This window comes from Mycobacterium decipiens (assembly GCF_963853665.1).
GTDB classification, from domain to species: Bacteria; Actinomycetota; Actinomycetes; order Mycobacteriales; family Mycobacteriaceae; genus Mycobacterium; species Mycobacterium decipiens.
Genome location: NZ_OY970459.1, coordinates 3406530 through 3425836 on the forward strand (window position 1 = coordinate 3406530; position 19307 = coordinate 3425836).

16 protein-coding genes and 1 tRNA gene are annotated in these 19307 nt (G+C 65.1%); 7 read left to right on the plus strand and 10 right to left on the minus strand.

Annotated features, from left to right (window positions below):
• Positions 1 to 326 precede the first annotated feature (326 nt).
• A complete protein-coding gene (locus AADZ55_RS15020; protein WP_341286203.1) occupies positions 327 to 2186 on the plus strand; it encodes a PPE domain-containing protein in 1860 nt (619 codons plus the stop codon).
• Between the two features lie 984 nt (positions 2187 to 3170).
• On the opposite strand, the gene AADZ55_RS15030 is transcribed toward AADZ55_RS15020, so the two are convergent.
• From AADZ55_RS15030 to AADZ55_RS15040, 3 genes are all read right to left on the minus strand, one after another.
• Positions 3171 to 4730, minus strand: a complete 1560-nt coding sequence (locus AADZ55_RS15030) for an MFS transporter (protein WP_085327305.1) — start codon at positions 4728 to 4730, stop codon at positions 3171 to 3173.
• Positions 4731 to 4817: 87 nt separating this feature from the next.
• On the minus strand, positions 4818 to 6278 hold the full coding sequence (locus AADZ55_RS15035) for a family 2A encapsulin nanocompartment cargo protein cysteine desulfurase (protein ID WP_085327306.1): 1461 nt from the start codon (positions 6276 to 6278) through the stop codon (positions 4818 to 4820).
• Positions 6265 to 7200, minus strand: a complete 936-nt coding sequence (locus tag AADZ55_RS15040) for a family 2A encapsulin nanocompartment shell protein (protein ID WP_085327307.1) — start codon at positions 7198 to 7200, stop codon at positions 6265 to 6267. The genes AADZ55_RS15035 and AADZ55_RS15040 overlap by 14 nt, the downstream gene beginning before the upstream one ends.
• 166 nt (positions 7201 to 7366) lie before the next feature.
• Between AADZ55_RS15040 and AADZ55_RS23595 the strand changes: the two genes are divergently transcribed.
• From AADZ55_RS23595 to cysE, 4 genes are all read left to right on the plus strand, one after another.
• A complete protein-coding gene (locus AADZ55_RS23595; protein ID WP_423202402.1) occupies positions 7367 to 7435 on the plus strand; it encodes an Rv2334A family Cys-rich leader peptide in 69 nt (22 codons plus the stop codon).
• Positions 7436 to 7552: 117 nt separating this feature from the next.
• A complete protein-coding gene (locus tag AADZ55_RS15045) occupies positions 7553 to 8842 on the plus strand; it encodes a TQXA domain-containing protein (protein ID WP_085327308.1) in 1290 nt (429 codons plus the stop codon).
• Positions 8839 to 9771, plus strand: coding sequence for an O-acetylserine sulfhydrylase (gene cysK, locus AADZ55_RS15050; RefSeq protein ID WP_085327309.1), 933 nt, complete (start codon positions 8839 to 8841; stop codon positions 9769 to 9771). Before AADZ55_RS15045 ends, cysK begins: the two co-directional genes overlap by 4 nt.
• Before the next feature lie 2 nt (positions 9772 to 9773).
• Positions 9774 to 10463 carry a serine O-acetyltransferase gene (gene cysE, locus AADZ55_RS15055; protein WP_085327310.1) on the plus strand — a complete coding sequence of 230 codons (690 nt, stop codon included), beginning with the start codon at positions 9774 to 9776 and terminating at the stop codon, positions 10461 to 10463.
• A gap of 61 nt (positions 10464 to 10524) precedes the next feature.
• On the opposite strand, the gene AADZ55_RS15060 is transcribed toward cysE, so the two are convergent.
• Positions 10525 to 10597 (minus strand) — tRNA-Asn (locus tag AADZ55_RS15060).
• Between the two features lie 182 nt (positions 10598 to 10779).
• Here AADZ55_RS15060 and AADZ55_RS15065 point away from each other — a divergent pair.
• Entirely contained in the window at positions 10780 to 11049 is a 270-nt protein-coding gene (locus AADZ55_RS15065) for a hypothetical protein (protein WP_085327323.1), read from the plus strand.
• Positions 11050 to 11052: 3 nt separating this feature from the next.
• On the opposite strand, the gene dnaG is transcribed toward AADZ55_RS15065, so the two are convergent.
• Both dnaG and AADZ55_RS15075 read right to left on the minus strand, forming a co-directional pair.
• Positions 11053 to 12972 carry a DNA primase gene (dnaG, locus tag AADZ55_RS15070; protein WP_085327311.1) on the minus strand — a complete coding sequence of 640 codons (1920 nt, stop codon included), beginning with the start codon at positions 12970 to 12972 and terminating at the stop codon, positions 11053 to 11055.
• 4 nt (positions 12973 to 12976) lie between these two features.
• A complete protein-coding gene (locus tag AADZ55_RS15075; protein ID WP_085327312.1) occupies positions 12977 to 14272 on the minus strand; it encodes a deoxyguanosinetriphosphate triphosphohydrolase in 1296 nt (431 codons plus the stop codon).
• A 40-nt stretch (positions 14273 to 14312) separates the two neighbouring features.
• Here AADZ55_RS15075 and AADZ55_RS15080 point away from each other — a divergent pair, with 40 nt between their 5' ends.
• A complete protein-coding gene (locus AADZ55_RS15080; protein WP_085327313.1) occupies positions 14313 to 16298 on the plus strand; it encodes a TPM domain-containing protein in 1986 nt (661 codons plus the stop codon).
• Positions 16299 to 16414: 116 nt separating this feature from the next.
• Here the strand turns inward: AADZ55_RS15080 and AADZ55_RS15085 are convergent, their stop codons facing one another.
• From AADZ55_RS15085 to AADZ55_RS15100, 4 genes are all read right to left on the minus strand, one after another.
• A complete protein-coding gene (locus AADZ55_RS15085) occupies positions 16415 to 16699 on the minus strand; it encodes a WXG100 family type VII secretion target (protein WP_085327314.1) in 285 nt (94 codons plus the stop codon).
• 63 nt (positions 16700 to 16762) lie between these two features.
• Positions 16763 to 17059 (minus strand): type VII secretion system ESX-5 protein EsxJ, encoded by a 297-nt coding sequence (esxJ, locus tag AADZ55_RS15090; protein ID WP_085327315.1) that lies wholly within the window; start codon positions 17057 to 17059, stop codon positions 16763 to 16765.
• Positions 17060 to 17203: 144 nt separating this feature from the next.
• Complete coding sequence (locus AADZ55_RS15095) at positions 17204 to 17530, minus strand: hypothetical protein (RefSeq protein WP_085327316.1); 327 nt, start codon at positions 17528 to 17530, stop codon at positions 17204 to 17206.
• Positions 17531 to 17765: 235 nt separating this feature from the next.
• Entirely contained in the window at positions 17766 to 19292 is a 1527-nt protein-coding gene (locus AADZ55_RS15100) for an alkaline phosphatase family protein (RefSeq protein WP_085327317.1), read from the minus strand.
• Positions 19293 to 19307 lie beyond the last annotated feature (15 nt).

Consider the following 19307-nt stretch of genomic DNA (forward strand, 5'->3'; position numbering starts at 1 on the left):
ATAGAACCGTTCCATGCTCGCTCTTCGCGAAAGGTATCGCGTATGACACATCAAGATCAGGAAAGTATTGGCCGGCTCCATGCTCGCCAGTGCGCTCGGAACCGTCGGTGTTGGCACGACGGCTGGGATCGCCAACGCCGCGCCACACAATTCACGCGTACCAGCTCCGCCGCAAGTCAATCGGGGGAGACCGAACCCTCCTCCGGTGCCGAACCATGGCGGTGCGGGGTGACGGCCCGTCGGGGGGTCAGTGTCGCTGAGTCCGGGGTTAGCTGTGCGGCCAGTGATGCCGCGGCGACTTCGTACATGTCGATAGGCGTGTTGAGGTGACGCTGCCTTTCTTACTCTCGGTCTTCACAGCCGTGCCCATGCTCTGGATGGGTCAGCCGCCGGAGGTGCATTCGACCGCGCTGAGCTTCGGCCCGGGTCCCGGCCCGCTACTGGACGCAGGCGGGGCATGGCAACAGCTAGGCCTTGAGTACGACTGGGCGGCACAAGAACTCGGCAATGAGCTGGCTGTCGTGCCGTGGGAGGGCCCGAGTTCGCAGAGCTATCGGGGTGCGCATGGGCGCTACCTGGAGTGGTTGGAGGAGGCCGGCCAGGAAAGCCAACAGCAGGCTGTCGCACATCAGCAGGCGGCGGCGGCGTATTCCGTTGCGTTGGCGGAGATGCCAACGCTGGCAGAGTTGTCCGTTAACCGCGCCGCCAATGTGGCGTTGCTGTCGACGAACTTCTTTGGGATCAATACGATCCCGCTTACGATCAATGAAGCCGACTATGCGCGGATGTGGATCCAGGCGGCGATGTCGATGCAGTTGTATCAGCAGCACGCAAATATGGCGGTGGTGTTGAACGCACCACGTAACCGCCCCGCGCCGCTGATGCTGCGAGGCCCTGAGCAGTATGAGAATGAGGCGGCCGGACCGATAATTGAGGAACCCGACGACGATCCTGTCGATGACAACGGTAATCAGAACGCCCTTGTGGAACGTCCCGAATATAACGATGGACCGCTCATTGAGGAAGTCTTCGACGATGATGTTGACGTCGGCGGCGACCGAGCCCTGGTGGTCGTCGAGAACGCCGACGTCGTGGAAGCTGAGCCCGCCACGATCCCCCAATTGATGATTGCGGCGCTCAGTCAACTCGCCAATTTCGTTGGCCAGACGTTTAGCCTTATCGGCAACATCATCACTTTTGTTGATCGTGCTCTCGGCTGGGCGCTCCGCATTTTTTACGCTGTTGCCGTCTACAACGCGGTCGGTATGATTGCATCGGCGATAGCATCAATCTACAACCTTGTCACCACGATTATTCAGTGGGTGTATGCTGTGTATAACGCGGTCGTGTATTCGTTAACGATGGTTATGCACGCGATTTCGTTCATTGGGTCACTTGTCACGCAATTCGTGGCTACATTGACGCAGCTCACGGCCGAATACGTGCCTATGCTACTCGGGGGCGTTTTGACTGGCGTTCCTCCATCGGTGGTGCCGCCGTCGAGCGCTGGATTCGTACCACCGGATGGTTCATCGCTCGCCGTTGGCCCGCCACCCGCGCCGCCCGGCGCAGCGCTTGCTCCGCCCCCGCCCCCGCCCCCGCCCCCGCCCCCGGCGCCCACCGCCACCCCATTTGCGACACCTACCCCCGCGACCGGCACCGCGGCTTCGAGCGTGTCGGCCCCCGCCCCTACGGCTTCGACCGTGCCGGCCCCCGCCCCCGCATCACCATCGGTGACCGGTGTGGGTATGGAAGGCCACGCCTACCTGGCGGGCGGCTTCACCCCGGCTGCCAGGAAGGCGCCCGGCACCAGCGCCCGAAAGAAGGCACCGGAGCCCGATAGCGCCGAGGCCCCGGCGGCCGCGGCGGCGGCCCAGCAACCAGCCCGATTGCAGCGGCGCCGGCCGGCCAAGCTCAAAAAGATCAGCCGCGGTTACGAATACGCGGACCTAGAGCCCGATACCGACCAAGACCCGAGTCGTTCGTCGGGCAAGCACCGGGTCGCACTCCTCGCCTCGGATGGGTGCGCGCGAACCCCGGGTTTCGCCGGAACCGCACGCAAGCAGACCACCGCCGCGGCAGCCGGCCTAGCCACACTGGCCAACGATGCGTTTGGCGGCAGCCCGCCCGTGCCGATGGTGCCGGGGACTTGGGACGCTGACTTGGTGTCGCCCTCCAGGCGATAAGCAGCCCAGAATAGCCCCCTCAACCGTGCCTCGCCTGGCCGAGCTGCTGCGACGGTACTCGAGACTTGACACGTTCCAGAGATCCGTAGCCATCTGAGCCTTTTAGCAAAATCCCTGGTCAGGGGCTATGGCGGTTCAATTCCACGCGCCCGCGCGACGGACTTGAGCCAGGCCGCCCAGACCGGTCAAGCTCGACCAGCGGCTCGAAACGGACATCATCGCCGAGATCATCGCGCGACACGAGGCACACGAACCGTCCACCTCGGTAGCCGTCGCCTTCAGCGTCAGCAAGGGCAGCGTCATCGGCCTACTGCGCGAAGCCGGCGTCCCCATCCGCGATCAACGACTCGCCGACGACCAGATGTCGCTGGCCAAGATCGGCGTACCTCTCGGCGTCGACCACGGCACCGTCTGGCGTGCGCTGGGAAACGGTGAGGACAGATGCGGGATACGCACGGAAGGAAACGCTAAGCACACTTGTCTCGGTCGAGCGCTTTCGCGTACTTGCCGCAATTCGGCTCAAGTCGCTGAATACTGCGAACAGTGATCCGTCGATACTTTGGTGAATTGATCTTGCGTTTAGGGGTTTGGATTGTTATTCAAAGCACCTTTAAGAATACCGCTTCAGCTAGACTCGTCCGTTTCGATTAAGACTCGGCCTCAACCCACGGCCCGTCGTCATCGTGAATTGCCCCGGCTCGTCCGGAGACTCCACTTCTTGGGAAGGTTGGAGTCATGTCAGGTGGTTCGTCGAGAAGGTACCCACCGAAGCTGCGCGGAGACGGTGCGCATGTGGTTTCGCCAGGCCCAGGTCGATGCCGGCGCACGGCCCGGGATCACGACCGAAGAGTCCGCTGAGCTGAAACGCTTCGCCCCGGAGGCTAGAAGAGGATCGTCCAACACATCGGGCGTATCGCCTTCGGATTCTGCCGGGTGGACCCACGTCTCGAAGGCGTACTTTCCTAACACGTTCTACGAGTGCACTCAAAGATCGGTGGTATGCGTTGCCTCGCGTTTGGCGGCGCTGCCCGCGGCGTCGATGTTACGCGGGAACCAGCGCCAGCCGGCGAGGAACACAAAGGCCAGTGTTGCGGTGGCGACAAGGAAAGCCACGCGGATGCCTTCGATGAAATCCTCCTCAGCGATCGCAACGGGGTCGCGATGCTTGATGTGGCGCCGAGGGACGATTCCGCCGACGTGGGCTCGCGGATTGGCGCTGTCGATAATGATCTCGGCAATGACGTGCCGCTGGACCGGGTCGGGCACCGCGGGCTCCAGATGGGGCTCGAGTGTGGCCGAAAGCCAGGCCGCCAGGACAGAGCCCAGGACCGCAAAACCGATCGTCGAGCCGATCGCCCGCTGCGCGCTCATGATGCCGGACGCCATGCCCGCACGTTCTGCGGGAACCGCCGTCATGGCCACGGTCGTGATCGGCGTCAGGCACAGCGCGACGCCGGTGCCGCACATGCCCAGCCCGACCAGGACCAAGGCCGAGCTCCGGTGCTCGCTGACGATCAGCGTGAGCAGGCCCAACATCAACATGCACAGCCCCGCGAGGATGGGAAGACGTGCTCCGATCCGGCCAACCAGTTGCCCAACCAGAGGCGACACGATCGCCACGGCCGCGCTGAACGGAAGAATCATGAGGCCGGTCGTGCTCGGGGTATAGCCGCGTACGTTCTGCAGGAACTGGGTGGTGAGCAGCAGCATCCCGTACACAGCGAAGAACACTGTGCAGATGGTCCCGATGGCCAGTGCGTACGAGGTGTCGCGGAACAGGGTCAGATCCATCATCGGATTCGACGATCTGCGCTCGAGCCAGAGGAAGAGGGCACAGCAGATGGCAGCCGTCAAGAGCAGCACGATGGTCTGCGGCGACGTCCAGCCGACCTGGGGGCCTTCGATGATCGCGTACACAAAGGCCCCCACGGTTGCGATGAACAGCAGCTGCCCGGACAGGTCGAAGCGGCGTGCCCGCTCGTTGCGTGATTCCTCGACGAAACCCAGCGTCAGCAGGAGCACGAGTACGCCCATCGGCACGTTGACATAGAAGATGCTGCGCCACCCCCACTGATCCACCAGCAGACCGCCCAGCGTCGGGCCCGCCGTCGTGCCGACGCTGGCGATGGCGGTCCAGATCCCTATTGCTCGTGCCTTCTCCTTCGCCTCCGGAAACGCCGCGCTGACCAGGGCGAGCGAGGTCACGCTGACGATCGCCGCGCCCAGGCCCTGCACGCCCCGCGCGGCGGTCAGCACCGCCATGGAGGGCGCCACCCCGCACGCGACGGATCCCAGCGTGAACAGCGAAATGCCCGTCAAGTACCAGCGGCGGCGGCCGTGGAGGTCGGCGAGCGTGGCCGCCGACATGATGAACACCGCCATGCCCAGGCTGTAGGAGGCCACCACCCATTGCAGGCCGTCTTCTCCCACGTCGAAGCTGCGCTGAATGTCAGGCAGCGCCACGTTTACGATCAGCGCGTCAAGAAAGATCATGAACAGGCCTAGGCCGGTGGCAACGAGGGTGAGGAGCTGCGTGCGGTTCATGCGGGCCCCGATCTAGGCGAATGCGATGGCGATCTGTGGTGAAACCTTAGGCGGCAACACCGGCGGGGTCAGCGGATTTGGTCGTTTTTAGCCCTCGGCTATGCGACGCACCGCGTCGATGAAGACATCGATCTCCTGGTACGTGTTGTAAAACGCGACCGACGGGCGAACCGTAGCTTCAAGCCCGAGGCGGCGCAGAATCGGCTGTGCGCAGTGATGGCCGGCGCGCACCGCGATGCCTTCGGCGTTGAGTGCCTTGCCCACCGCGAGTGGGTCGTGTCCGGCCAGCACGAACGACAGCACGCTCGCCTTCTCAATTGCGGTGCCCACCAGCCGAACACCTGGTATGCCGGCCAGGCGCGGGGTCGCATACTCCAGCAACGCGTGCTCGTAGGCAGCAATGCGGTTGATGCCCACCCGCTGGACGTACCGCAGCGCCTCACCCAGTCCGACGGCGTCGGCGATGTTGCCGGTACCGGCCTCGAATTTGTTCGGAGGTCCTTGAAATAACGACCGTTCCAGCGTGACGTCAGCGATCATGTTGCCGCCACCCTGCCACGGCGGCGTCTCGTTTAGCGCATCCTCGCGACCGTAGAGCACACCAATCCCGGTGGGACCGTAAATCTTATGTCCGGAGAACACAAAGAAGTCGACGCCAAGCGCAGCAACGTCGACCGGCAGGTGCGGAATCGACTGGGCGCCATCGATCAGCACCCGCGCACCGTAGCGGTGCCCCAACTCGACGATCTTGTCGACCGGCGTCACGGTGCCCAGCGCATTCGAAACCTGAGTCGCGGCAACCAGCTTTGTTCTCGGACCCAACAGATCCTCGAATTCCGACATCAGCAGGTTGCCCGCGTCGTCAACCGGGGCGACTTTGAGTATCGCCCCCGTCTTCTGCGAAATTAGTTGCCACGGAACGATATTCGCGTGATGCTCCAGATGCGTGATGACGATCTCGTCGCCGGGACCTAAATGCTTGCCGCCCCAGGCGTAGGCGACGAGGTTGATGGCTTCGGTGGTGCCGCGCAGGAAGATGATCTCCTCGTCCTTGGACGCACCGATGAATCGCGCCACCCTCGCACGGGCCTCTTCGTAGGCGTCTGTCGCCCGGGCGGCCAACTCGTGTGCCGCGCGGTGGATGTTGGAGTTCTCGTGCGCGTAAAAGTACGACAGCCGATCAATCACCGCCTGCGGCTTCTGAGTGGTCGCGGCATTATCGAACCAGATCAGCGGCTTTCCGTTGCTGGTCTCTTTCAGGATCGGGAAGTCCGCTCGGATGGCGTTGACGTCGAACACCTGATGCTCGTCGGCCAACCGCGGCACCGGAGCGGTCGGCGTCACCCCGGCCAGCACCCCCGGCACCGTCGACACGATGCCCGAAGTCGGTACCGCGAAGGCAGCCAAATCGGCGACACCGGGCGGCAGGAAAGGATCCGCCACGGCCGCGGTCGGCACGTTCCCCCGCGGAGCCAAGGATGCCGGGAGGTAGATATCCGCGACACCGATCAAGGGAACCGGTACCGACGGGTCCTCACTTGTACTCATGGAACTGATCCACGGCGACGTCGTCGAGAACGGCCAGCGCGTCGTCGGTGAGCACCGCCAACGACGTGTACAGGGTGACTAGGTAGGTCGCGATCGCCGATTGGTTGATGCCGGTGAACCGCACCGACAGCCCCGGCGCCTGCTCGCCGACCAGGCCGGGTTGGAACAAGCCCACGACTCCTTGGCGTTCCTCGCCGGTGCGGACCAGGAGGAATTTGGTCTTGCCGTCCTGTACTGGCACCTTGTCCGACGGAATCAGGGGAATGCCGCGCCAGGTGATGAATTGCGCCCCGAACAGGCTCACGACCGGCGGCGGCACACCGCGGTAGGTGGCCTCCCGACCGAACGCCGCAATGCCCTGTGGGTGCGTCAGAAAAAAGCTGGGCGTCTTCCAGACCTTCGTGATCAGCGCGTCGAGGTCGTCGGGTGTCGGGGCACCGGCGAGCGTTTGGATGGTCTGCGCTGGAGTCGCCTGGGCAAGCAGCCCATACTCGGGGCTATTAACCAGTTCAAATTCCTGGCGTTCCTTGATCGTCTCGATGGTCAGGCGCAGCTGCTGCGTAATCTGGTCGTGCGGACTCGAGTACAGGTCGGATACCCGGGTGTGGATGTCGAGCAGAGTCGAAATCGTCCGCAGCGTGTATTCGCGCGGACTGGTCTCATAGTCCACGTAGGTCTCCGGCAGTGGGCCGTCGGTGCCGGCACCCTCTTCGGCCTTGACGGCGACCCGCTCGGGGTTGACCACGCGGTTCACCCGGTAGAGGCCGGCTTCCACCGGCACCCAGCTGAGTAGATGCAACAACCAGCGCGGCGTGATGGTCGAAAGCTGCGGAACGGTTTTCGTCGCGTTGGCCAGCTGCCTGGCGGCAAGATCACCGAGTGCCTGTGACTCAGTTTGCGGCCCGTTTTTGGGCAGGGTCATGGTGGTCCTTCCATGCTTGATGGCCGAATACAGCGGCGGGTGTCTGACCTGCCCACTCGGGCGGGCCGAGCCTATGCAATGGCAAAACTGGGGCAAAAGGTTTAATGCGGGTGTGAGGCAAATAGGCGAAGTGGCCCCGGTAAACCCATGCCCTTATAGTGGGCCTATGCAACAGGCCGTACAGCTGCGCTTTGTCCCCCCGCGCCGCATCGCCGTGCGCTGTTGTTGTTGTTGACACCTGGCGCCCGCAGTAATCCTCGCGCTCTTGCCCGCAAACGGGTGGAAATCCGAGTCCGCCCCGCGGCGCGCAGCTGCACCCCAGTCACGAGTCTTTCAGGAAGATCAACAACCCATGACCGTGCTGTTCATTCCCGACCGTGCCGTGGCGCGGGTGGCGACCCGTCGACGCGTACTGGTCCGGCCGGCGACCAAACTCCCGCACATGACCCGCTACCGGGGCGGCACCTACTCCCATACGGTGGACAGGATCGTGTTCGCCGACGGTACGTCAGCGCGCACGGATCTGATCCGGCTCAATCCCAACCTGCGTGGGTACTCTCTGGATTTCACCGGCGTCGCACCGGGGCGCCCGTCGCGCTATCACCTGGGGACCTGGTCTGCGGTGCCTCACCTGCGGGCACGTGCCTGCGAGACCGAGGTGGCGTGGATCCTGCGCCACTCCTACCCGATGCTTCCGACCGCCGAACTGAGCCGACGACTGCGCCAGGCCGGCTATCCGCTGGGACCGGCCAACATCAGCGAGCACGAGGCGATAGCCGGAACCCAGGCCGCGATCTGGCAGTTGACGAACGGCCTGGCCCTGGACACCCGGGCGCTGAACGTGCCCGTGGCGGTGCACCGTGCGTCCGGCCCGGTGTTCACGTTCGAATTCGACGGGCAACCACAACTGGGCGGCTACTCGGTGTGGACGGCTTCTGACGCAGCGGTCACCATCAAGCTGCAGAAGTCAGCCAATGGTGTTGTTTGGCAAGATATTTCCGGTTCCCAACTGACCGCACCCGCCGGAAAGGGCCGCCACAAGCGCACACTTGGCGTCGGCAGCACGCTCTGCGCCAGTACTCATGGCCGCAGCGGACGCGGCTACCGCTACTACCGGTTGATCGCGACAACCAACGCCGCTACTCCCGAAATCGACCATGTCCGCTTCTGGCTCACCGGTACCGGCCACTGCCGCAATGCCGACCGAGTGGTGCACCTATACGACTACCTGCTGGCCGGAGCACACAACGCCGGTCGCCACAACGACGAACCTCGCCTGGTCGACACCCACGCGACCGCCCTGGCGGAACTCATCGGACCGTTTCACGTGTCAATCCCCTTGACGCTCAGCGTCACCGACGGCTACCGACTCGTCGACGCCGACGGCGTGGCCATCGACGACGTGGTCCAACCAGGTGCACACTTCTACCTACGCCGAGCGCCGGGCGCATCGGCAACGACCCTGACCGCAACACCACCACACAGCCTCGGTGGGCGGGTGCTGACCGCCGTGGCGCTAGACGGGGCACCGCAGCGATACACACCGGTCGCACTGACCGTGCCTACAGATGTAACTATCGAGTTCGACATCAGCTGGGCGGGCGACAAGGCCCGGACCGACACCGTTGAGGAAAGCAGATGAGCATCGCCGAGGACGTCACACAACTCATCGGGCGAACACCGCTGGTCCGGCTGCGCCGGGTCACCGACGGCGCCGTAGCCGATATCGTCGCCAAGCTGGAGTTCTTCAACCCGGCCAACAGCGTGAAAGACCGTATCGGGGTTGCCATGCTCGACGCGGCCGAGCAGGCAGGTTTGATCAAGCCGGATACGGTCATCCTCGAACCGACCAGCGGCAACACCGGCATCGCCCTGGCCATGGTGTGTGCGGCACGCGGCTACCGGTGCGTGCTGACCATGCCCGAAACGATGAGCATTGAGCGACGAATGCTGCTACGCGCATTTGGCGCCGAACTCATCCTGACTCCGGGTGCGGACGGCATGCCGGGCGCCATCGCCAAGGCCGAGGAACTGGCCAAGACCGATCAACGGTATTTCGTGCCCCAGCAGTTCGAGAACCCGGCGAACCCGGCAATCCACCGCGCCACGACCGCCGAAGAGGTCTGGCGCGACACCGACGGCAAGGTCGACATCTTCGTTGCCGGAGTCGGCACCGGAGGCACCATTACCGGCGTCGCCCAGGTCATCAAGGAACGCAAGCCGTCGGCGCGATTCGTGGCGGTGGAGCCGGCCGCGTCGCCGGTTCTCTCCGGCGGTCAGAAGGGGCCGCACCCGATCCAGGGCATCGGTGCCGGGTTCGTCCCGCCGGTACTCGACCAGGACCTCGTCGACGAGATCGTCACCGTCGGCAACGATGACGCGCTCAACTTGGCCCGCCGACTGGCCCGGGAAGAGGGATTGCTGGTCGGAATCTCCTCGGGCGCAGCCGTGGTAGCCGCCCTGCAGGTGGCCCGCCGGCCCGAAAACGCCGGAAAGCTCGTCGTCGTTGTCCTCCCCGACTTCGGCGAACGCTATCTGAGCACGCCGTTGTTCGCCGACGTGGCTGACTAGCCGTGCTACGCGCCATGCAGGGTGACATCCGGGCAGCCCGGGAGCGGGATCCGGCTGCCCCCACCGCGCTGGAAGTCATCTTCTGCTACCCCGGTGTGCACGCCGTGTGGGGCCACCGCCTCAGCCACTGGCTGTGGCAGCGTGGCGCCAGGCTGCTCGCACGGGCATTCGCCGAACTCACCCGCATCCTGACCGGTGTCGACATCCACCCCGGTGCCGTCATCGGTGCCCGCGTATTCATCGACCACGCGACCGGCGTGGTGATCGGAGAAACCGCGGAGGTAGGCGACGACGTCACCATGTACCACGGCGTCACTCTCGGCGGCAGCGGCATGGACAGCGGGAAACGCCATCCCACCGTCGGTCACCGCGTCACCATCGGCGCCGGGGCCAAGGTCCTCGGTGCGATCAAGATCGGCGAAGACAGCCGGATCGGCGCGAACGCCGTCGTGGTCAGAACTGTCCCGCCGGGCTCGGTGGTCGTGGGCGTTCCGGGGCAGGTCATCGGCCACAGCGAACCCGGCCCCGGCGGCCCGTACGACTGGAGGTTGCCCGATCTCGTGGGAGCCAGCCTCGATTCCCTGCTAACCCGGGTGGCCCGGCTGGAAGCCCAGGGTGATGGCCCCGAGACCGGACGCGTCATCCGACCGCCCGAAGCCGGGGTATGGCACGGCGAGGACTTCTCCATCTAAGGAAAAGGTCCAACTAAGGAAACAGGTCCAACTAAGGAAACAGGGTCCAGCTGAGCAAGGGCTCCCCCGGGAGGACTCGAACCTCCAACCCTTCGGTTAACAGCCGAACGCTCTGCCAATTGAGCTACAGGGGACCAGCAAGTCCATGCGAATGCTCGCGCACATCGCGGGACGACTCTAGCGTACTGGCATAGGGCGCCCAACTAGACCACATGGTAGCGACCCGCTGCGCCCACTCGAGGGATCGGGCGCGCGCCCCACCGGGGGCGTGAGGCAGGATGGAACCAACCGCACTGTCTACTCGGAGGGGACCGCTTTGATCGGGTTTGTCGCCGTGCTGGGACTGGGTTACGTGCTGGGCGCAAAGGCCGGCCGCCGCCGCTACGAGCAGATCGCCGGCACCTATCGCGCACTCACCAGCAGTCCCATGGCCAGGGCGGTCATCGAAGGGGGCCGTCGCAAGATCGCCAATCGGATTTCACCCGATTCGGGGTTCGTCACCCTGGCCGAGATCGACAACCAGACCGCCGTTGTGCAGCGCGGAGTCGAACACCCGGTCGAGCGGCAGCCGAAACCCGCGCCCTGATCCTCACGCGGTGAGATCGTCGCCGCTGGCCTGCTCCAGCAGGCTGCGTCGATAAGCCTCCATGGCGACCAGGTCGCCGAACAGCGCGTGATACTCATCGCCCTGCTCGATCGGCGACATGCGCTGCAGTTTGGACTTCACTTCGGCGATCTGCCGGCCCATCCAAACCTCCTGCAGTCGGGCCAGCACGCCGGCGATATAGCGCGGCAGCTTGTCGTCGTCGACCGCAATCGCCTCTACCCCCAGCTCGCTGATCAGACCCGCGGTCAAGGCCGACGTGGTCTGTTGGCGCACCATATCCATCCACTGCGCCCCGCTCAGGCCGCTCGAGGTACCGCCCGCCGCGTCGATGGCCGTGCGCACCGCCGCGTATCCGGGGTGGGTGAAGCTTTCGACGGTCAGGGTGTCGAACACCGGGCCGGCCAGCGCCGGGTACTGCAACGCCGACTTGAGTGCCTCCCGTTGCGGCCACAGGGTTGGGTCACGCGGGTCGGGCCGGGCCGCGGGTTCGGCCGGGGGGCTGTCGGTGGGCTCCGGCGCCCCTCGGCCGATGGTCTTCGATCCCGGGCCGCCCCGCCTGGGCTGCTTGGATCCCTTGGCTTCGCCCCGCACCCGGCCGATGACCTGCGCGACGTCGGCCCAACCGACCCAGCCGGCGAGCTGACGGGCGTACTCGTCACGCAGCGTGGGGTCCTTGATCTGACCCACCATCGGTACGCAGCGACGCAGCGCGGCCACCCTACCCTCGGCGTTGTCCAGGTCCATCTCGGCAATCGCGGTGCGAATCGCGAACTCGAACAACGGGGTTCGCCGTGCCACGAGGTCGCGCAGAGCACCGTCGCCGCACTTCAGCCGCAGGTCGCAGGGGTCCATGCCGTCCGGAGCCACCGCGACAAAAGACTGACCCGCCAGCTTCTGCTCACCGCCGAAGGCCTTGAGCGCGGCGGCGCGGCCAGCCTCATCGCCGTCGAAAACATAGATCAGCTCGCCGCGGAAGAAACTGTCGTCCATCATCAGTCTGCGCAACATCGCCAGGTGCTCGTCGCCGAACGCGGTCCCGCACGACGCCACCGCGGTGGTAACCCCGGCCAGATGCATGGCCATCACGTCGGTGTAGCCCTCCACCACCACCGCCTGATGTCCCTTGGCGATATCGCGTTTGGCCAAGTCGATGCCGAACATCACCGACGATTTCTTGTACAGCGATGTCTCGGGCGTATTGACGTACTTGGCCTCCATCGGGTCGTCGTCGAACAGTCGCCGGGCCCCGAACCCGATCACCTCACCGGCCGAGGTGCGGATGGGCCACAGCAGGCGGCGGTGAAACCGGTCCATCGGGCCGCGGCGACCCTGCCGGGAAAGTCCCGCCGCTTCCAGTTCTTTGAACTCAAAACCCTTGCGCTGCAGATGCTTTGTCAACGATTCCCAGCCCGACGGTGCGAACCCGCAGCCGAAGTGCCGAGCCGCCGACGCATCGAAGCTGCGCTCGGTCAGGTACTGGCGAGCCGGGGCCGCCTCGTCCGACTCGAGCGCCTGGGCGTAGAACTCTGCCGCGGCCGCATTGGCGGCGATGAGCCTGCTGCGACTGCCGCGGTCGCGCTGCACGCTGGTGGCCGCGCCGGTATAGCTGATCGTGTGGCCGATGCGGTCGGCGAGCAGCTCAACCGCTTCGACGAAGCTGACGTGTTCGATTTTCTGGATGAACGCATACACGTCGCCGCCTTCACCGCAGCCGAAGCAGTGGAAGTGGCCATGGTTGGGTCGCACATGAAATGACGGGGACTTCTCGTTATGGAACGGGCACAGACCCTTCAGTGAATCTGCGCCGGCGCGCCGCAGCTGCACGTAGTCGCCGACGACATCCTCGATACCGGCCCCCGCGCGGATGGCCGCGATATCGCGATCGGAGATCCGGCCGGACATCGGCTCAGTCTAAAGCGTTCCTGTTGACACCAAGCCGATCGGCGTCGATGCGTTCCAACCGGCCCTCGGTGTAGGAGGCGATCTGATCGACGACGACCCGCAATCGGGCTCCATCGTCGGCGGCGGTGTTGAACACCGCGGCAAAAAACGGGTCGAGCGTCTGCGGTGCCCCCGCGTACAGCCAGTGCGCCACCCGGTGGATACGTTCGCGCTGCCGGGCCTGCGTTTCCAGATGCCGAGGGTCGGACATGATGAACTGCAGCGCCAGGATTTTCAGTAGCGCGACCTCGGCGCGCACCAGGTCGGGCACCCGCAGGTTGGCCTGGTAGCGCACCAGCCGCCCGGGACCGGCCGCCGCGCGGGTGGTCGCGATCGCGGCCGAGACAAACCGGCCAACCAGCTCGCTGGTCAACCGCTTGAGCGCGACCGACGCCGACAAGGTGGCGTCATACTTGCCGACCGCGGCCACCACCGGCAGCCCCGACAGCCGCCGCGCGGCCGCCATCAACTCGTCGGCGCTCACCCGGGAGAATTCGCGCTCCCCCAACTTCGCCAACGCGGCAGCGTCCTCGTCGGCGGCGAGCACGCGCAGGTCGATGCGTTCGGAGACGACGCCGTCCTCCACATCGTGTACCGAATACGCGACATCGTCGGCCCAGTCCATCACCTGGGCTTCCAGACAGATCCGATCCGCGGGGGCACCGTGCCGGACCCACGCCGCCGATTCGCGGTCGTCATCGTAGAAACCGAACTTGCCTCGCCCGTCCTCGAGCCGGTCACCACGCGTCCACGGATACTTGGTGACCGCGTCCAGCGACGCGCGAGTCAGGTTCAGCCCCGCACTAAGTCCCTGTGCATCAAGAACTTTGGGCTCTAGGCTGGTCAGGATGCGGAAATTCTGCGCGTTGCCTTCGAAACCGCCGTGGTGGGCCGCGACTTCATCGAGCGCCCGCTCACCGTTGTGCCCGTAGGGTGGGTGCCCGATGTCGTGGGCCAGACCGGCCAGTTCGACCAGGTCTAGGTCGCAGCCCAGCCCGATCGCCATTCCGCGCCCAATCTGGGCCACTTCCAACGAGTGGGTCAGCCGGGTGCGCGGAGTGTCACCTTCCCGGGGTCCGACAACCTGTGTCTTGTCGGCCAGCCGGCGCAGCGCGGCGCTATGTAGCACCCGGGCCCGGTCCCGGGCGAAGTCGGGGCGGTGCAGGTCCTCCGTGCCCGGCAGACCCGCAGTCTTCGGCGCTTCGGGTACCCGCCGCTGGCGGTCGAAGTCGTCGTAGGGGTCGTGCTCACTGGTGCTCACCGACCCACAGTCTGCCAGGGAGGCCGTCTAAATTGACGATATGCGTATCGCTCGCCCGCTCGGCGTGATCCTGACAGTACTTATCACCGGCCTCCTGCTGGCGCCGCCCGCCGACGCGCAACCACCGTTCCGGCTGTCGGCCTACGTGACCGACAATGCTGGCGTGCTGACTGATTCCGGTCGCACCGCGGTGAAGTCAGCCGTCGACCGGCTCTACACCGATCGCCGCATCCGGCTGTGGGTGGTCTACGTTGACAACTTCTCCGGACAGAGTGCGGTCAACTGGGCGCAGCGCACTATGCGGACCAGCGAGTTGGGTAACTATGACGCGCTGCTGGCCGTGGCCACCGTCGATCGTGCCTATGCCTTCCTGGTGCCATCCACGTTGCCGGGCATCAGCGAAAGTCAGGTCGCCAACCTCCGGCGCAATCAGATCGAACCTGCGCTGCACGACGGCGACTACGGCGGTGCGGCCATTGCGGCGGCGAACGGACTCGACAGGTCACCCAGCTCGTCCAATCGGGTGTTGTTGCTGGTGGCGCTTGGCCTCATCGTCATCGCCGTGGCGATCCTGCTGGTCGTGATGCGCTACCGCAGCCGCCGGCGGCGCGTCGACGCGCTGGCCGCGGCACGACGCGTCGACCCCACCGACCAGGTGGCGCTGGCCGCCGTGCCACTGGATGCCCTCGATGACCTCTCCAGGTCGATGGTGGTGAGCGTCGACAATGCGTTGCGCACCAGCTCCAACGAGCTCGCGCTCGCGATCGATGAGTTCGGCGAACAACGAACGGCACCGTTTACCCAAGCGGTGAACAACGCCAAAGCGGCTCTGTCCCAGGCGTTCACCGTGCGCCAACAACTGGACGACAGCACACCCGAGACGCCGATGCAGCGGCGTGAACTACTCACCCGAGTGATCGTGTCGGCGGCGAACGCCGACCGCGAACTCACCTCGCAAACCGAGGCCTTCGAGAAGCTGCGCGATTTGGTGATCAACGCCCCGGCCCGGCTCGATCTGCTCACCCAGCGCTACGTCGAACTCACCACCCGGATCGGCCCGACCGAACAGCGGCTAGCGGAGCTGCACAACGAATTCGATGCTGCGGCGCTAGCGTCGATCGCCGGCAACCCCACCACGGCCACCGAGCGGCTGGCGTTTGCCGACCGCAACATCAGCGCGGCCCGTAATCTGGCCGCCCAGGCGGTGAGCGGACAACAGACCGGCCTGGTGGATGCCGTCCGTGCCGCCGAGTCGGCGCTCGGGCAGGCCCGGGCGCTGCTCGATGCGGTGGATAGCGCGGCCACCGATATCCGGCACGCCGTCGACTCGCTGCCCTCGGTGGTAGCCGACATCCAGGCGGGCATCAAACGCGCCAATGAACTCCTACACCAGGCGCAAAAGCCGCAGTCCGCCCACACCGGTGACCTGATCGCGGCCCGCGATGCGGCGGCCAGGGCCCTCGACCGCGCACGCGGTGGCGGAGCCGTTGATCCGCTGGCGGTATTTGCCCAGCTAACGAAGGCCGACGCTGACCTGGACCGGCTCCTGACCACCCTGGCCGAAGAGCGGGCAAACGCCGATCGGCTCAACCGTTCGTTCGAACAGGCGCTGTTCACCGCCGAGTCGCGGGTGCGCGCCGTCTCGGATTACATCGACACCCGCCGCGGCAGTATCGGGCCCGAGGCCCGCACCCGGCTCGCCGAGGCGAAACGCCAGCTGCAAGCCGCACATGAGCAGAAATCGAGCAACCTGACCGAAGCGATCACCTACGCCAACGGGGCCTCGACGCTGGCCGCACACGCGCAGGCGCTGGCCAATGCCGACGTGCAATCGGCCCAGCGCGCCTACACCAGTCGCGGCGGCAGCAACGCCGGCGCGATCCTCGGTGGCATCATCATCGGCGACCTACTCAGCGGAGGCGCCAGAGGCGGGTTGGGTGGGTGGAGCCCCACCTCGTTCGGCGGTTCCTCGACCGCACCGGGCAGTTCCGACGGCGGGTTCTTTGGGGGCGGAGGGCGGTTCTAGGCCCGCATACGGCACCGTCTGCCCCGGTCTGACGGCATAAAACTGCGCACGCCAGCGCACGGGTTTCCCCGCACGCTGGCGTGCGCAGTCGCAGACCGAGTCTGCTTCGATCCGCCTCAGGCCCAGCTGGAGCCGACGGCGCTGTCGGTTTGCGCCATGTTGCTGCCGGCGGCCTGCACCTTCTGCCCGTGGGCGTTGGCCTGCTCGTAGATCACCTGGAAGTTGCGACCCAGCTGGGTAATGAACTCCTGGCACGCCACCGAACCGGCGCCGCCCCAGAAGTCCCCCGCAACCAATACATCGCGAACAATGGCCTGGTGCTCCGCTTCAAGCGATGCGGCCTGTGCCCGGATCATGGCACCGTGGGCGTCGACATCGCCGAACTGATAGTTGATCGTCATCGAACCTGTTCTCCTTAGCTTGTGAAAGTTATTGCGCTGCAGCGGCTTTCGCCGCGATCAAAGTTAACTGCCGAGAATCTGCTGGGAAGCCTGCTCTTGCTGCTCGTAGTTGTTGGCGTCACGAACCAGCCCGTCGCGCACCCCGTGCAGCATGTTCACGATGTTGCGGAACGCTTGATTCATCTGGGTCATGGTGTCCAGCGAGGTCGCCTCCGCCATGCCGCTCCAGCCCGCACCGGAAATGTTCTGCGCGGACGCCCACATCCTGCGGGCCTCGTCCTCGACCGTCTGGGCGTGCACCTCAAAGCGGCCCGCCATGTCCCGCATCGCGTGGGGATCCGTCATAAAACGTGTTGCCATCTTGCCTTGTCTCCTTGTTACCTGGACCTAATTACCTGGGACTACCTGCGACTTGTGTTGCAGATTGACTGTTGCCATCGCCGGCCACGAGAGCACCGAGACCGCCGATCACCGGTGAAACAACGACAGTCTTTGCCCCCTCTCTTAGCCGGCCGCCGGAGAATTCGGAATCACGCTGCTGCTGCTGCGTGGCATTTCAAAGCGAGGTTCAGCATTCTCGGCTTCCCACTCTCGCCACGCCTGCCACTCATCCCACTCGTCCATGCCTGCGGCCTCTGCGTCCGCCCCCTCGGCGGCCTGGACATCGACATCGGCACCTTCCTCCGGTTGCGGCGCCCAATGGTCATAGTCGTCGGGTGGCACGGCCACTCCCCAGCTGAGCGGAACCGACAACCCGCCGAGCATCCCCGACTCAGCCCGTTTCGCCGAGACTGCGTCGGGCGGCAAGGGCGGACCCAGTGGCAATAGCACGCTGTTCCCTTCCAGTCCCGAGTCTCAACACACCCACACTCGGAGGCAAAAAGCACCACCAAGCTCTCAGCATCGTATGACAATCCACGCACAATATCCCGAGTTTTCTGATTTCGGTGCCACGACGACGCTTCCGGACCAACCGACTCGGACGATCCCGGCGCACACCATGAAACCGGTCGGCCGCCTGGGGTTGGAGTTCGACCCAACCAATCATTTGCTCTGCCGCCATCAGCTAACAGATGCCGCTGGGAATCCCGCGGGCGGGCCCGGATTCCTGGACCGGCGTTATCTGTGGGAAGGGCACCCGATAAGGCAGCCCCTCGTTCAAGAAGCCCAACACGACATTCGGCACGCAGTTGGCGACCTTCGGCAGTTGCCGGACCGGACGGTCCAGATTGGGCGGCGAGGGATCGGGCGGGACCGCGAAGTTGAATACCGACGTCATATCGGCGGTCACACTGGCCCGCCAGGGCGTCAAGTTTGGGACCGGCACCCCGAAGCGCTTGCCGATCAACTGCAGCTGGGATGTGTGGTCGAACCGATCGTGGACCATCAGCCCGCCGCGACTGTAGGGCGAAATGACGAAACAGGGGACGCGAAAGCCCAGACCGATCGGCCCACGTATGCCGCCGGAGCCGTCGACCTTGTTAATGTCAACGCTGTTGGGAATCCATTCGCCGGGTGTGCCCTCCGGCGCGGTGGGCGGTGTGACGTGGTCGAAGAAGCCACCATGCTCGTCATAAGCGATGATCAGCGCGGTTTTCTCCCACACCGCCGGATTGCGTAACAACGCCCTGATCAGATTCACGATCGTCACCGCACCGACCGCCACCGGGAAGGAGGGATGTTCGGACTCGACGGTCAACGGGACGACCCATGAGACCTGGGGCAGCTTGTTGTTCATGACGTCGCGGACGAAATCCCAGGGGTAGGTCGGGGCGATGCCATAGCGGGCCAGGTCCGACCTCGGGTCTGCGGCCTGCTTGAAACTGCCCACATACCCGTTGCGGCTCAAAGATGTGTCGTTGAGGCCCCCGAGTAGCTTGCTGTTGTACACCTTCCAACTGATCCCCGCGTCGCTGAGGTTTTGCGGCATGAGGCGCCAGGTGAATGTCAATTTCGGCTGGATGGCGGGCTCGACTATCTGAGGCCCGCCTTGATCCCCGTCTGGATTGACCGTGCCGCTGATCCAGTAGAGCCGGTTGGGCATGGTCCCGCCCAGCAGCGACGAGTGATACTGATCGCAGATCGTGAACGTGTCGGCCAGCAGGTAGTGGATCGGTATGTCGGGACGTGCGTAGTAGCCCATCACCACGGGCGTATTGGCTACCGACCGGGTCCTCGCCTGTGCCGGCAGCCAGCCGTCGTTGGCGCCGCCGTTCCACGACAGGTGCGCCGCGATCCACTGGTGGTCGGGGTCGTTGACGCACTCGCCCACCCCGTTGGGACCCCTGGTGGTATCGATGCGGTAGGGCAACGTAATGCCGGCGGGGTCCAGTGCCTGCGTCTGCGGATTCCAGCCCCGTTGCTGGAATAGCGGCGTCGGGGTATCGAACCCATCGATAGCAGAAAGTGTGCCGAAGTAGTGATCGAACGACCTGTTTTCCTGTAGGCACAGCACGATGTGCTCGATATCGGTCAACTGACCCGAACAGGGACCGGCCCCATAGGCCTTTTCGATCACCGGTGCGGCCCAGTCCATCAGAAGCGCCGCTGCACCGGTACCAGTAGCCTTAGCCAGGAATTCGCGGCGCGACATTCCGGCGAATGCACC

Excerpts from the sequence above, each read along its gene's own strand:
- AADZ55_RS15030 (WP_085327305.1), bottom strand. The coding sequence starts at position 4,730 with ATGAACCGCACGCAGCTCCTCACCCTCGTTGCCACCGGCCTAGGCCTG.
- AADZ55_RS15035 (WP_085327306.1), bottom strand. The coding sequence starts at position 6,278 with ATGAGTACAAGTGAGGACCCGTCGGTACCGGTTCCCTTGATCGGTGTC.
- AADZ55_RS15040 (WP_085327307.1), bottom strand. The coding sequence starts at position 7,200 with ATGACCCTGCCCAAAAACGGGCCGCAAACTGAGTCACAGGCACTCGGT.
- AADZ55_RS15045 (WP_085327308.1), top strand. The coding sequence starts at position 7,553 with ATGACCGTGCTGTTCATTCCCGACCGTGCCGTGGCGCGGGTGGCGACC.
- cysK (WP_085327309.1), top strand. The coding sequence starts at position 8,839 with ATGAGCATCGCCGAGGACGTCACACAACTCATCGGGCGAACACCGCTG.
- dnaG (WP_085327311.1), bottom strand. The coding sequence starts at position 12,972 with ATGTCCGGCCGGATCTCCGATCGCGATATCGCGGCCATCCGCGCGGGG.
- AADZ55_RS15080 (WP_085327313.1), top strand. The coding sequence starts at position 14,313 with ATGCGTATCGCTCGCCCGCTCGGCGTGATCCTGACAGTACTTATCACC.
- AADZ55_RS15085 (WP_085327314.1), bottom strand. The coding sequence starts at position 16,699 with ATGACGATCAACTATCAGTTCGGCGATGTCGACGCCCACGGTGCCATG.
- esxJ (WP_085327315.1), bottom strand. The coding sequence starts at position 17,059 with ATGGCAACACGTTTTATGACGGATCCCCACGCGATGCGGGACATGGCG.
- AADZ55_RS15100 (WP_085327317.1), bottom strand. The coding sequence starts at position 19,292 with ATGTCGCGCCGCGAATTCCTGGCTAAGGCTACTGGTACCGGTGCAGCG.